8 protein-coding genes are annotated in these 14921 nt (G+C 34.5%); all 8 read right to left on the reverse strand.

Annotation, left to right across the window (positions count from 1 at the left end):
* Positions 1-143 precede the first annotated feature (143 nt).
* A complete protein-coding gene (locus BUB42_RS00510) occupies positions 144-521 on the reverse strand; it encodes a VanZ family protein (RefSeq protein ID WP_073016143.1) in 378 nt (125 codons plus the stop codon).
* On the reverse strand, positions 514-894 hold the full coding sequence (gcvH, locus tag BUB42_RS00515; protein WP_073016144.1) for a glycine cleavage system protein GcvH: 381 nt from the start codon (positions 892-894) through the stop codon (positions 514-516). The genes BUB42_RS00510 and gcvH overlap by 8 nt, the downstream gene beginning before the upstream one ends.
* A gap of 89 nt (positions 895-983) precedes the next feature.
* Positions 984-8129, reverse strand: a complete 7146-nt coding sequence (sov, locus tag BUB42_RS00520) for a T9SS outer membrane translocon Sov/SprA (RefSeq protein WP_073016145.1) — start codon at positions 8127-8129, stop codon at positions 984-986.
* A gap of 24 nt (positions 8130-8153) precedes the next feature.
* A complete protein-coding gene (gene ruvA / locus BUB42_RS00525) occupies positions 8154-8735 on the reverse strand; it encodes a Holliday junction branch migration protein RuvA (protein WP_073016146.1) in 582 nt (193 codons plus the stop codon).
* 88 nt (positions 8736-8823) lie between these two features.
* Positions 8824-11112, reverse strand: a complete 2289-nt coding sequence (locus BUB42_RS00530) for an NADP-dependent malic enzyme (protein ID WP_073016147.1) — start codon at positions 11110-11112, stop codon at positions 8824-8826.
* Positions 11113-11270: 158 nt separating this feature from the next.
* Complete coding sequence (locus BUB42_RS00535; RefSeq protein ID WP_084118252.1) at positions 11271-11696, reverse strand: CBS domain-containing protein; 426 nt, start codon at positions 11694-11696, stop codon at positions 11271-11273.
* A 70-nt stretch (positions 11697-11766) separates the two neighbouring features.
* The gene (locus BUB42_RS00540) at positions 11767-13632 is read right to left on the reverse strand and encodes a trehalase family glycosidase (protein WP_073016149.1); all 1866 of its coding nucleotides are present in this window, start codon (positions 13630-13632) and stop codon (positions 11767-11769) included.
* A 24-nt stretch (positions 13633-13656) separates the two neighbouring features.
* A complete protein-coding gene (locus BUB42_RS00545; protein ID WP_073016150.1) occupies positions 13657-14904 on the reverse strand; it encodes an MFS transporter in 1248 nt (415 codons plus the stop codon).
* Between the last annotated feature and the right edge of the window lie 17 nt (positions 14905-14921).

Raw genomic sequence — 14921 nt, forward strand, 5'->3', positions numbered from 1 at the left:
GGGATTTCATTTTTGGCTGTTATCGAAAATTTTTCTTTTTTAAAACTATGATTTAAAAGAGTGAAAATAGTTTTGAAGTACTATTTTGACACTATTTAAACGAAAAAAAGTCTCACCAAGGCAAGACTTTTAAACATATAACTTTATTTACTTTTTCTAATTAGACTCAACATAATGATTAAGATTGCGGCTAATGACGCTCCAACAATATTTGCTAAAACATCAAGAAGATCAGCTCGTCTAGTCACTGTGAATGCATTTTGTGCAATTTCGATTGCTATCCCAAAGAAAAGGGAAAATGCAAACGAAAAAAGCACTGATTTTTTATCAGCTTGGTTTAATGCTTTACTTTTAAAAAATAAAAAACAAAGCGTCGTCAATACAAAATGAAAGAAACAATGAACGTACTTATCTATATTAGTAACATTACCAAGCGGCACATTGTTTAATTGAATTAAACAAAAAAAACTAATAATCCCAGACCATGTAACCGCGGCCCAAAAATACAATTGTTTACGCACCTACTAATTCTTTATATGAATCACTTGAAAGCAAAGTCTCAATTTCTTCTACATTTGTAATTCTCACTTTAACCATCCATCCTGCTCCGTAAGGATCTGAATTTACACTTTCTGGAGTTCCTTCTAAAGCATCATTAAAAGCGATAATCTCACCTGTTAGTGGAAGAAATAAATCAGATACTGTTTTTACTGCCTCTACAGTTCCAAAAACGGCATCTTTATCTAAAGTTTGATCTAATGTTTCTACTTCAACATACACAATATCTCCTAATTCTTTTTGTGCAAAATCAGTGATTCCCACTGTTGCGACATCGCCATCAATACTAACCCATTCGTGATCTTTTGTGTACTTTAAATTTGCTGGTATGTTCATTTAAATTGTAATTGATAATTATTAATAATTGAATTTTTAGAATACAAATGTAACAATCTTCTACTCAAATCTGGTTTAGATTTGAAAAATTAATTCCCGAAATTATATCGAAGAGTAAATCCCGAACGAATATTAGTAAGCGGAAATGCTGTTGAAATGACAGCCCTAGAAAAAGAGTGATCATAATAAAAAATGGCTGTCAAATTTTTACTAAATGCATAATCAGCTTTAACTCTTAAAGACCATATATTTTGTCCGCCTGCTAATTGATTGTTATCGTAATCTAAATATCGTACAATTGTTTGATTATTTCGATAGGAGATATCAGCCGCTAAATTAATATCACTTTTAATAATTCCTGTAGGACTATCAGCTAATTTAGAGGAAAAAATAACATCTTTAAAGCGATATCCTAATCCTACAATATATTCTAATCCTTTCACTTCGGTCAGCAAATTATTATCAAAACTCATAGATAACGCTCGATCCTTCTTAATTTCAGTGAGCACTTTTAGCGAGCTTTTTAATTCAAAATCCATTCTTAGCAATGGATTGAATTGCTCGACTAAATTTATATTTGACATTATGGTTTGGTTGAAAAAATTACCGCTAGCATCTACTCCATTGGGTGCTTTGTCAAATTCAAAATTTGATCTAAAAGCATTTATGGTGTAGGAAGCTCTATAGTTGTGTTGCAAAGAAAAACGTTTGAAATTCTTTTTAAATAAACCATATCGCATTAATCCGTTGTACTTAACAGCCCAATTAGGTATTGGAAAACTCCTAAAAATACCAAGTGAAACGCCAGTTGCGTCCCCGCCAGAGTATGCAGCCATAAACGCAGGTAATAAAACCGCCTGACTGTTTTTACCAAAACCTAACGGAAATCCTTCAGCATCTCTATTAGATGGATTATTTATATCAATGCCACGTTCAGTTGCTAATCTATTTGCAACCACAAGGCGATTAACTCTAAAATCATCAAAAGCTTGCGATCCAAACTCGTCACTAGCGGCGAAAGATGTTTTAATTAAAACCGTTGAAATTGAAAATATACCAGTATTATAGGGTGATCTCGCATTGTAAACACCGTTTGTAACATCATACTGCTCAGAAGAAGTTTCGGATAATGCTCTATCTAAAGTTAAATCAATTTTTAGATCTGGAAATAAATCCATATTAGCAGTAGCTTTAAAAATAGTGTTATCAACTTGCGTGTAATTTTGGTTGAAGTCTGGATAATTTGTCAGCCAACCATTTTTAGCCGCTTCAAATCGTACATCATCTTGACTACCAAAAATGAAGCCTAGCGATGGTCTTGAAGATCCTAAGAAACCAACACCTGGCGTATAACCGGGTAAAACAGTACCGCTGTTTTTTGTGTAATTCATCTGAATATTCTTAGCGCTAGTCAAGATTCCTAATAATCCGTCATAGAACGCATTGCTTTTTTGAACTTGGTTTGTGACAGCTACAACAACTTTCTCACCGGGTTTTGGTGCAGCTACGCGCGGTTTTGGTGCAGTTTTACTATTGCTTTTTCGTAATCCGACATATTTGTAAAACGTCTCCATATTAAATGTAGCGGTCAAATTATTTGAACTTGCATTTTGAATAGTGTTTCCTAAATTATAGTCTGTTCCATCTATTTGAATTTGGGACAAAGCGTTAGAAGTGCGCTGCCACGTATAGTCACCAGTATATGTGTAGTTTGCTTTAATGAAACTAAAAATTGGAATTTTATTAATTGGCAAATCGTAATTAACCACTAATTGTTGCGTGTGCTGGTTAGGGTCTCCAATATCCCAGTAGCTATCCCAAATTGTAAACGTGTCAATTGGCTCGTTGTCTTCATTCAAATAATTTTTGACAATATTGCTCGATGAAGCGGTATAATTTAGTTTTAATGACTTCGTTAAATTATAATTAAAACCATATTGATAATTAAAAGCAAAATTGCGGCGATATAAGGGCTCTAAACCAATTCCTTGTACTTCCACTTGCCTAAACTGTTGCCTATTATATTGCCTAAGGATTGAAGTATTAAAAGTAACATTTGATGGTAAATAATTAAAATTGAAATCACTTAACAACTTCCAGTAATTACTTTTCTTCATAAATTTATTACTCTTGAAAGGCTCAATGGGTTTAGACTGAAAAGTATAAGCATAATCTACTGATGAATTTACTTGTTGATCCACAAAATCTTCAATTTCAAAATCATGACGCTCCACTTCATTAAAAGATTGTGAAAAAGTAAAATTTTCAGGATCGTACACATGTTGCTTTTGTTCTGGTCTGCGTTCTTTTCTTACGCCAATAAAGTTGATACTTTTACGCTTCGTATAATCAATTGCTCTATTAGTAATATTGTCTCTTTCATCTTGATCTGTTGTATTTGCTAACAATTGTTTTAGTTTAATATCTTGATTAAAAGGGTCGTATTCGGGTGTTATAATCTCTTCTCCAATGGCGTAATTAAAAGGCAAATTAATACCCCATTTTGGCGGAAGCAATTTACCCAGATTAATATTAGTCACAATATTATATTGCCTTACATCTTCCCGACTCCGCTCATTAGGACCTTGTTCTAATGCACCAAAACCAATAGTGCTTTGTCTTCCTGATGCAGAAATAGTTGCAAAATCGGCTAAATTTGTGTCTACATTCACTACCGCAGCTGCTCCACCTTGATTATCCATATCGGCTAATCGGAGTTCGTTAAACCACACCTCACCTTTTATATCATTTCGAATATCACTATTTTTGACCCCAACCATCAACGTACGAACTAGACCAAAATTAGGATTTCCTCTTATTCCTAATCTTAGGGTACTACTTCCATCACCATCTGGTTTGCTTGGATCTGAGTCGGGATAATAGATTCCATCGGCAGGCAATGTACTTGGATCAATACTCATGGCTAAGATTTTCATTCGTGTCAACAAAGCGAGCGATAAATCAATTTCATTTTCTTCAGGCCAAACTACTTCGGCACTTAATGGAGAACAATTAGCGCTGGATGAAGAAGTTGGTACAGTCACTTTCAGCGGAATTTCTATTTGATAGAAATTTTGTGTAAAATCATTTCCAAAACGTATAAACCCTACCATTTGATCATCTTGTAATGCTATTTCATTTGGTAAAGATTCTGCGTGTAAAAACATTTTCAATTTTTTAAATTGGCGCATGTCAATACTTACATTTTTAAAAACCGCACGTGAATCCTCAGGTTCTAGTCCATTTCCTGAAACTCTAAGAGACAATGATTGTTCGTTTTGATTTATAATTGTATTGTTGTTGAATAATTGTTCACGCTGCACGTCAGGTGGCGTTACATAATTTATCGGACATCGTTCATTATTCTCTTGAATGTTTACCGCTAATACATCTAAGTTAGTGTTGTCATCGGCAACATTTGTGTCATTAAAATCAAGTGTATTTGTAAATCGTCTCCATTCGCCACGAACTAAATCTAGCGCTCCAAAACGAATCGTTACTTCAGAACTGAAACCAGTCATGAACATCCGCATGAATCGAATTGATCTGAAATCAGATATATTACCAATAATATTTTCTGGTTGCGCCACTGGAATTTTAAATTGTATCCAGCGAGCATCAGTTGTAGAACCATCTGGGAGAGATACTTGAGTATTTCGAACATCGGTTATGTAATTTTGACCTATTGCCATTGCGGGTTGCATATCAATACTGTACTCATAGTAAGCATTGATGGTATTCATGGTATTATCTCTATTAATATCTTCTACATCGGGCAGTGTAGTTGATCCTCTATTAGGATCTGTGATGTCAACAGCTGAGTTTCCTTGTGTTCCATTGTAGCTTTTATACCTTTCAACAATTCCACCATTGGCATTTAAATAAAAGCTGTAATCGTCAGCGGCAGGATCTAATTCGGAAGCAAAGTTAGTGTACACAGATCCTTCAGCGGCATTAGACAAACCGTCTAAACCTATATCTTGATTTGTTCTGTTGGCGACATTAGTATCAAAAGCATAAATTAAAGATTGAGATGCCGGAACATCACCCCATAAAGGTCGCGGGTTCGTTAAAATTTGGTCTGGTCCTAAACCATTTTCATACTGTTTACGACCATCTTTCAAGACATCTTCTGAAATTTCCCCTAAATTAAAATATATTTTTCCACTATTAGTTTGCGGAGATTGACCGTTTCCAACATAAGGATCCAGTACCCAAAACTGAATATATTCCACATTTCCTTGTTCAAAATTAGTAGAATTTAACGAACGCATGATGCCCCCAAAATTAGTAGTAGGATTTGCACTAGCATTAACATTGTTATTATACGGACCTCTTTCAGATGGAAAATAGGTTAAATCGAGTGTATTGATAACTTGCGTTTGTCCTTGCGCAATATCAGTAACTGGAAATAATTCTCTACTAAAAATTCTTCTAGTTTTATTTAAAGATAAATCTTCATTTGTAATACCAGCAGGCCTTTGCGCATAAAAGATAGGATCAATGGAGTACCATGCTATTTTTGCCCTGTTGAATCCATAGCTCAAATCATTAGCACTTGCATTAAAATCATAACTGCTGTTTGCGTTTCTAGCTGGGGTAGATGCTAAGCTCCAAGAAAAAGACGAACGCATATCTATAGTAGACTGAGATCCTTCAAAATCATCAACGTAAATAGTAGATTCGCCTTGAAATTGATCTGCTTTTGGGGTATCTGGTTTTAAAAAAGCTATTTCTCCTCGAACTGACAAGTTAGAAGGTACATCAGTATCTATGTTCGGTAATTTATTTACCAACCGAGTTAAAAAGGGAACATCCTTAGCAAAATTAGTATTGAAACCAAAAATGGTATTATTTACTGATTCCTGTCCAAAACTTGATTTTTGAGTAAAAGGTCGCTCTGACATTTTTAAAAATGTCCCCCCTATAACAAAATTTTCTGAAATTGTTGTTTCAACATTCAAACCCATAAATCTTCTGGTTTGTTGTCCAAAAACAGAGTTGTTCTCAAGTGAGACTTCTATGGGCGTATTTGATGCTTGCAGTGCCGGATCTAAGATTTGAACGCGCCCCAATTGATAATTTACACTATAATCTAGTCCTTCTACTAAGAGACGACCACCAGCAGTTACCACCACAGATCCTTGCGGGACATTGAAAGCACCAATAGGGATGCCATCGCCACCGCTTGATTTATATCTTCCTCTTAATAAAAATTTATTTTTTTCGCTATCCTGTAAAGCTCCGGCTTGAGTACTGCGATACATGCTTGTGAAAACATATTTCTTTTGATTTTCGTTGTACGTTGTAATATCATTATAATTTTCTGCTGAACCTGTATTAGACAATTTGGAAAACAACAACTCACCAAAAGGTTCTTTAGTAGTAAAAAGTATTCTACCGTTTTGTGCATCAATTGTTAGGCTTGGTAAAAAATCAAAGAAACCATCTCCTCCTGCTTGTGGATCATTATTAAAATTTAATTTGTCTAAATTGAATACTTTTAAAAGCGGAGTTTCGGCAACTTTATTTTCCGCTGAAGGATTTAATGGAAAAGGTGTTCCATTTGCCTCTGTGATATAATTTAAAGGAGATGGATCAGAATACAAAATATTGAATCTAAAATCCTCTTGGTTTAGTTGATATCCACCTTGAATTTGATAAATATTCTTCATCATTAGATTCCAGATAGGATCATTGACATTTGTCAGGTTGCTTTTTAACATTTTCAAAATCAAACTTTGCGAAATAATGGCATTGTTTGCCGGGTTATTTCCAGTCACCACGGTTGCATCAACGCCATCATTACCAAATTCCCCTACCTGATAAACCTGATCACCTATAGTATACTGATACGCAACGGCTAAAACCTCATCATTTGCTAGTCGTTGTTGAAGAGAGATAAAGCCCAGCTGTGGGTTGTAAGTGTATTCATTCGGATTTAATTTTCTCGCGTTTTCTAATTTAGAATAATCCTGACCTTCACTAACAGTAGCGTTAAAACCGGAATCAGCTGTTACAATTTCACGAACGTTCGAATTTAATAATCCTGTACCAGCAGCAATTTGTGCCGGATCAAAATCATTGTTACTATTATCTGATGGAGCGTTAATAGCATTATTAAAAATACCGATTGACGGAGTTAAAACTACAACATCATTATCAGGTACTCCTGTCAGCTGACCTTCACCTAAATCTTGTAGCGCAATAATATTTCGTAAATTATTATTGGTTGTGGTAACTCTATTTTGCCTATTAGTGACCCAAATTTCTATTCGAGATATTTGTACCCGACTATCAATAAAAGGATAATTAGCTAAGGATTTATCATAACGATCTCTGAAATATTGTGATAGAAAAAAGTGTCGGTCGCTGTCATAATCTAAAGCAAACATTTCGAAATTCTCAATTGTTCCTCCGCCTTGCGCAATTAAACTTTTAGTTTGTGATTTTTGTTCCGAGAACACGCCGGTTACTGTTGTTCTTCCAAACTGTAGTTTTGTTTTAACACCAAATAAACTTTGCGCACCTCTGATCAACGAGCTGTTTAGCGGTAAACTTACGTTTCCAACTTCAATTTTTTGAACAATATCATCTTCAGAAGGTGTGTAATCTAACTTAATCAAATTTTGAAATGCAAAAGTTGACTGCGTATCGTAGTTTGCGTTAACGGCAAGCCTTGTGCCTACTTTACCCATTAAACTCATACTAATTCTTTGATCAAAATCAAATGCAGTGTTTACTCGATTTCGGGGCGAAAATGACGGATTATCTTGCTTGGTATATCGCAATCCCAAATCCATTTCTATAGATCCGCTTGGTTTTACATCAATGGTATTACTTCCAAAAATAGATTCGAAAAGTCCTGATCTTATGTAATATCTAGGTAATAAATCTTTTTTCGCAAGGTCACTTCCTGCTTTCAGTCCAGCAACAGCATCCACTTTTTTCTTAAAATAATCGCGCATCGATTCCTTTAGAACCAATCGTTCATATTCTTTTGGAGTTAAAATTATGGGATAATTAATTGAGAATCCATCAACTGAATTAGTATAAATATACCTATCAGTTACAGGGTCATAAGTGTACGCTGAAAGAATACTTGGCGGATTTTTTAACTGCATTTTCCCTACTGAATAACCTGTCTTAACCGTATCCTTTGTAGTTTGGTCTACTTGGGCGTGTGACAATAATCCAGAGAACAAAGCAAGTAATGAAATCCAAAATTTATACATACAACTTTCTTTCTTAAATACCTTTTAAAGTATTTTTAACGCTTTTTTAATTAAGGATTCTACAGATGCATCTGGATCCTCTTTTACTATTTTTTCGATTACTTTCTCGGATGTTTTTCTAACAAATCCTAAAACTTCTAAAGCTGATAACGCTTCATCTCGATTTGTATTGCTTTGCGATATCGAAACGTCATCTAAATCATAGAGTTTCAGCACTTTTTCTTTCAAATCCAGAATTACTCTTTGGGCCGTTTTGCTCCCAATGCCTTTAATGGATTGTATTGTACCAACATCAGCAGTTGCTATTGCATTTGTAATTTGCTTTGGATCAAGCGAAGAAAGCATGGTGCGCGCAATACTCGCTCCAATGCCCGAAACGGAAAGTAGTAATCTAAAAATTTCGCGCTCTGATTTCTCGATAAAACCAAAAAGCGTATGCGCATCCTCTTTTATTTGAAGATGCGTATACACTTTAATGAAATCAGTATTGGGTAATAATGAATAGGTATGTAGAGAAATATTGATGTGGTAGCCTACACCGGCACAGTCAATAATTATGTGAGTAGCCGATTTTTCAACTAGCTTGCCTTGCAATTGTGCGATCATAATTAATAAAATATTGTCAAATATACTGAAATTAACATAGTTTTATGTTTTACTGACAATTTAAATTCATCAATTTACTCACAATTTATTAAATGTGTTTTATTTTCTTCAATTGCTTCTCTTGTGCATCAATTACCGCAATAGCAGCCATATTTACCATTTCTTCTACGCTTGCACCTAATTGAAAAATGTGTACTGGTTTTCCCATTCCAAGCATAATAGGTCCAATAGAATCTATTTTATTCAATTCTTTTAAAAGTTTATAGGTAATATTAGCAGCTTCTAGATTAGGAAAAATCAAAGTATTTACCTTTTTACCTGCTAATTTAGAAAATGGAAATTTAGCTTTCAGCATTTCTGGGTTCAAAGCAAAATCAGCTTGGATTTCACCATCAATAATCATATCAGGATGATTTGTGTGCAAATAGGAAACTGCTTCCCTTACTTTATTAGCGCTTTCAGTTGTTGAAGATCCAAAATTAGAAAATGATATCATTGCAATTACCGGCTCCACACCAAACATTTTGGCTGTTTTAGCGGTCATAATAGCAATTTTTGCAAGATCATCAGCAGATGGATCAATATTGATAGCCGTATCAGATAGAAACATTGGCCCACGAGCCGTCATCATCATATTAGTAGTAGCCACAATAGAAGCTCCGGGTGCTTTATCAATCAATTGTAACATGGGTTTTACCACTGATGGATAACTGCGAGAATGTCCAGTTACTAACGCATCAGCCTCGCCTTCATTCACCATCATGGCCGCGAAGTAATTTCTTTCACGCATAAACTTCTGCGCATCCAGAAGTGAAATTCCGCGTCTTTGTCTAGTTGACCAATAGGTGTTTGCAAACCTGTTTCTTCTTGCTTGCTCTTCATCAATTTTAGGATCTATGATTTCGACATCTGCATCAAAGCCAATTTCTTCTTTTAGTTCTAATATAATTTCTTTATTTCCTAATAATATTGGAAAACCTATGCCTTCTTCAAAAACAATTTGGGCTGCTTTTAAAACGTCTAAATGATCTGCTTCGGCAAAAACAATACGTTTCGGATCCATTTTAGCTCTATTTGCAATCAAACGAACCATTTTATTATCGTTGCCTAATCGATCCAGAAGTTCTTCTTGGTATTTATTCCAATCGGTAATTGGATTCAAAGCTACTCCAGAGTCCATCGCTGCTTTGGCCACAGCCGGAGCAACAACGGTAATTAATCTTGGATCAAATGGTTTTGGGATAATGTATTCTCTACCAAAATTTAATTTAGTAGCCCCATAAGCAATATTCACTTGTTCCGGAACTGATTCTTTAGTTAGCGATGCTAGCGCTTTGACTGCTGCCATTTTCATAGCTTCGTTAATTTTTGTGGCACGCACGTCTAATGCACCTCTAAAAATATAAGGAAAACCTAATACATTATTCACTTGGTTGGGATAATCTGAACGACCAGTTGCCATGATTACATCAGTACGAGTTGCAATTGCTAGATTATAATCAATTTCCGGATCAGGATTAGCCATTGCAAACACTATAGGATTGGCCGCCATTCCTAAAAGCATTTGAGGAGTCATAATATCTCCAGTTGACAATCCTAAGAAAACATCTGCATTTACTAAAGCTTGTTCCAAGTTCATCGCAGGAATATCTTTGGCGTATTTTAACTGTAATTCAGATAATTTAGGATTGTCTTTTGTTAACAATCCTTTGCTATTAAACATAAAAATGTTTTCCATTTTCACGCCTAATAAAACATATAAATCAGCGCAAGCAATAGCTGCTGATCCTGCTCCTGAAACTACAAGCTTTATCTCTTCTGCTTTTTTATCAGCTAATTCTAACGCATTAAGTAGCGCAGCCGACGAAATTATGGCCGTTCCATGCTGGTCATCGTGCATTACGGGAATGTTCAATTCTTCAACTAAACGTCTTTCAATTTCAAATGATTCTGGCGCTTTGATATCTTCCAGATTAATTCCACCAAAGGTTGGCGAAATATTTTTAACGGTTTGGATGAATTCTTCAACATCTTTTGTTCCAATTTCGATATCAAAAACATCAATGTCGGCAAAAATTTTAAACAATAATCCTTTTCCTTCCATTACCGGCTTTGACGCCTCTGGACCAATATCTCCTAGTCCTAAAACAGCAGTACCATTTGTAATTACAGCAACTAAATTTCCTTTTGCAGTATATTTATAAACGTTGTTGATGTCTTTTGCAATTTCAAGACACGGCTCAGCAACACCAGGGGAATAAGCTAAAGATAAATCTCTTTGTGTTGCATATTTCTTAGTGGGAACAACCTGAATTTTTCCAGGAGTTGGCTTAGCGTGGTATAATAATGCTTCTCTTCTTTTACTGTTTTTGTCCATTTTTTTAGATTTTATTCTGGGTTGGCAAAGATAGAAGTCTTGAATTAAATACTTGCTTAAATCCTATTCTTTTATAAAAGGTTGCATTATTATCAATAGGTATAAACAAAAATAGCCACATCCGAAATGTGACTATTTTTATTATAAATGAAAATTAATTATTGAGTAATGTATGTATTCAAATATTGAATAGTCTCCTTCTGCATATCCATAATGGCTTTTACGACATCACTCATTGATATTATTCCTATCACAATATTATTTTCTACAACAGGTAAGTGGCGAACTCGTTTAGAACTCATGAGTTCCATGCAATAATCTAAATTATCTGATGGAGTTACAGTTGCAACATCAGTCTCCATAATCTCATGAACGAAAGCTTTCTTTGAAGATTTAGCTTTTAAAACAATTTTTCGAGCGTAATCTCTTTCAGATAAAACGCCTTTCAAAACAGTATCTTCAATAATAAGAATTGCCCCGATGTTTTTTTCGCTCATCACTGACAACGCTTCGTATACAGTGCTAGTAGAAAGTATCGAAAATACTTCCTTTCCTTTGGTACTTAAAATTTGATTAACTGTCATAATAGATTGATTTAGTGAATGATAAAGTTAAAAAAAATATGCATTCAAAAAACATAAATACTATTTCACTTTAAAAAAGATCCTCTGGCGAAATCAATTCTGCTAATTTAGTTTTTAATTCTTCATTCAAAATTTGCAATCCGTATTGATAAGATGCATTGACCCACCCAAAACCTTCCTTTGCGATATAATCAAACTCAGTCCCAACATTTCCATATTCAGCGAAAACTTTGTGCGAGCTTATTTCCAAATCAAATTTTTCCGGAATTGTTCCATTATAGTCTACGGCGTTTCGGGTTATTAACCACAACCAGCGGTAAACCATTTCTTGAGCTTTATCCACAAAATTGTATTTTATCAACCCATCCCATAATAAAATTTGGTGTGGTGCCCAACCAAATGGGTAATCCCACTGCCTTTGCGGTGCATTTATTCCTATGTCTGCTGTGCTAGACTTAGTACTTCCAGTAATGCCGCCTGTTTTAACAAATTGTGGCAGTGCAATTTTTACTAATTTTGTTGCTTGATCGCCGTCGCACAATCCTGCCCAAAGTGGAAAAAATGTTGTTGCCGCTTCAAATGGAAATTGTTTTTGATTCACAAAATCATAATCAAAGTACATTCCTGCTTGCTCATTCCAGCACAATTCATTGATTTTATTTTTGCGGAAAATAGCCTTTTGTTCCCAATCTTCGGCCGTATATGCAACATTGTCAAATGCAAAAGTATCCGAAAAATAGGTCGTAATTAGGTACGCGATATCTTTTTCATACTTGTATAAAAAACTATTTATATCTACTGAATTTAAATTGGCACACCTATTTATTAAGCGATTTGTAGTGTCATGCCCACTTTCCCTCATGCTTCTATCATGAACAAAATATTCATCAAGATTAGAATCAATGATTGTTCGCTGTAAATATTGCTTTTCGAATTCTCTGATGGGCAAATTGTATTTTAAGGCATACGATTCTAAAATATCATCAAAATGACCAGGTTCTACTTCAAACGGCATCCCAATTCCATCCGCTTTATATCTATTTAAACCTGTTGGGGTCAATCGATTTCCTTGAACCATCCAAACAGTGTTGTATTCTAAAATTATGGTTTCCAGATGAATTTTCAACCAGTCTAAACTTTGTATTCCCTTTTTCGCAATTTCAATTATTAAAGAGGAATAAAGCGGTGGTTGCGTTCTTGTTAAATAATAACTTCTATTAGCATTTAGAATTTTCCCGTAATAAATTATTTGGTATTTGAAATTTTCAGCGATTGCCAATGCTAATGCTATTTTATTGTCAATTAATAAACCAACACCAATAAAATAGCTATCCCAGCCATACATTTCATTAAATCTGCCTCCAGGAACTACAAATGGAACGCCTTGTAAACTGTATATTTTTTGTTCCAAAGCCAATGCCAAAATCCCCGGTTTTTCATTTAAAGTCTCAACATATTCAGCCGAATAATTTTCAGGCAGAACCTGTACTTTAAAGTTTGGCAATTCAGCTTCTAAAGCTTTAAAATAAATAACTCCTTGCTTATCCTTTTCAGAAACGTACAGTGTTGACACTTTACTAGAAGTTTTTTCGTCTTCAATGATTTGTGTTAATCCCTTTTTATCAATTGTTCTGGTGAGTTCGTCCCAGTAATCGTCTTTAATTTTTCTTGAAATTCGATGTACAGGATTTTCTTGAATGCGGCTTAAATCTACTTCGCCTAATTCCGAATTGGTTTCCTTGAGTTGTGCTAATTCCTGCAGTAAGTTAGATAATTGATATGTACCAATGATTTCTTCTTCTGCTTTAGTATTTTCATCGACCAAAAGAAAACACTTTGGACCATTGTCGTCTTTTGTGATTTTTTTATCCTGATCAGTATCTTCCTGAAGCAATAATTCCTCGAATACTTTATTTATGTTGAGTACGAATTTCATGTGAATTACTTTTTTTAAGTTCTGTTAATGAATCTCCTTTTGTAATTGTAACGGAATTTCAGTTGTAGCAGTTAATTTCTTCAAAATAAAAAAGGAAATTAACAACAAAAACATTGGAATCAAAGTGTAATAAAACGCATTTTCGGGGCCTTCATTTTTAAATAAATATCCAATAACTCTAGAGCCCAAAGTTCCTCCTAGGGCTGAGAAAACTACAATTAAACCAGTCATAGAACTGTGTAGTTTTTTAGGTAACGCACTTAAAACAACTGAATTTAATAACGGATAAATAGGTGCAATAAATAGTCCAACTAAAGGAAATGCAAATCCTATAAGCGGAATATCGCCAAGCGAATTGATGTCTCGAACTTCTAACCCAACCGTTTTAGGAAGTACAAAAATCACAATAAGCATTGCAGCTACAATACAAACACTTAAAACCCAGATCCAATTGACATGCTTTGTGATGACACCTGCCAGAAGTCTGCCCACTGCTAGTGAAATTGCTAAAATACTAGCCATCATAATACTGATATTTTCAGGAAGATGTAAAACTTTACTATTGAAAGTAGGCAACCATGACATGATTCCTTGCTCAATCATCACAAATAAAAATGCACTAATAACAAAAACAATGGTCAGCAACTTTGCAAACAATTTGAACATTTGTTTAAAATCATCTGCTAAATCTACACCCGGTATTTCCGTTTGATTATCGAATTTGGTGAAAAATAAAAAACCAAAAGAAAGTAATGAAATTGCAGCCAAAAGCCAATAAACATTCAGCCAAGCATCAGGATTTCCATCAGAATTAAAAGCTGGAAATAAGAAATACGCTAGCGCAATTCCTATCATAAAAACACCTTCAATACTGCTCATTAAACTATTGTGTTCTTGCTGATTTTGAGTAATTGTTCCAATAAGTGAATAAACTGAAACTTTAATCAATGCAAAAGAAACACCGACAGTGGCAAAAAGTAACTTTGCAGTTCCAAAAGAATTACCAAAATACATACTAATGCATGCTACAGAAACTAGCGCTAGACCAATAAGCATGGCTCTTTTATAACCTATTCTTGGCAAAAACGAAGCGATTAAAAAGGAAACTATAGCGATAGGCAAATCCTTGAAAGCCTCTAAAACACTAGCTTGCAATTCATCTACACCATAATTTTTTTGTGCCTTTAATATCACAATTCCCACACTGTTCAACAAAATTGCAAACACGAAGTAATTGAGATACATGGCAATTTTAACCGTACTTTTTTTCATTTTTTATTTATATTTAA

Origin of the sequence: Flavobacterium micromati, assembly GCF_900129585.1 — a bacterium.
Taxonomy (GTDB): domain Bacteria; phylum Bacteroidota; class Bacteroidia; order Flavobacteriales; family Flavobacteriaceae; genus Flavobacterium; species Flavobacterium micromati.

Bases quoted from the DNA above. Each gene is read 5' to 3' on its own strand.
- gcvH (WP_073016144.1), bottom strand. From the start codon at position 894: ATGAACATACCAGCAAATTTAAAGTACACAAAAGATCACGAATGGGTT.
- sov (WP_073016145.1), bottom strand. From the start codon at position 8,129: ATGTATAAATTTTGGATTTCATTACTTGCTTTGTTCTCTGGATTATTG.
- ruvA (WP_073016146.1), bottom strand. From the start codon at position 8,735: ATGATCGCACAATTGCAAGGCAAGCTAGTTGAAAAATCGGCTACTCAC.
- BUB42_RS00530 (WP_073016147.1), bottom strand. From the start codon at position 11,112: ATGGACAAAAACAGTAAAAGAAGAGAAGCATTATTATACCACGCTAAG.
- BUB42_RS00535 (WP_084118252.1), bottom strand. From the start codon at position 11,696: ATGACAGTTAATCAAATTTTAAGTACCAAAGGAAAGGAAGTATTTTCG.
- BUB42_RS00540 (WP_073016149.1), bottom strand. From the start codon at position 13,632: ATGAAATTCGTACTCAACATAAATAAAGTATTCGAGGAATTATTGCTT.
- BUB42_RS00545 (WP_073016150.1), bottom strand. From the start codon at position 14,904: ATGAAAAAAAGTACGGTTAAAATTGCCATGTATCTCAATTACTTCGTG.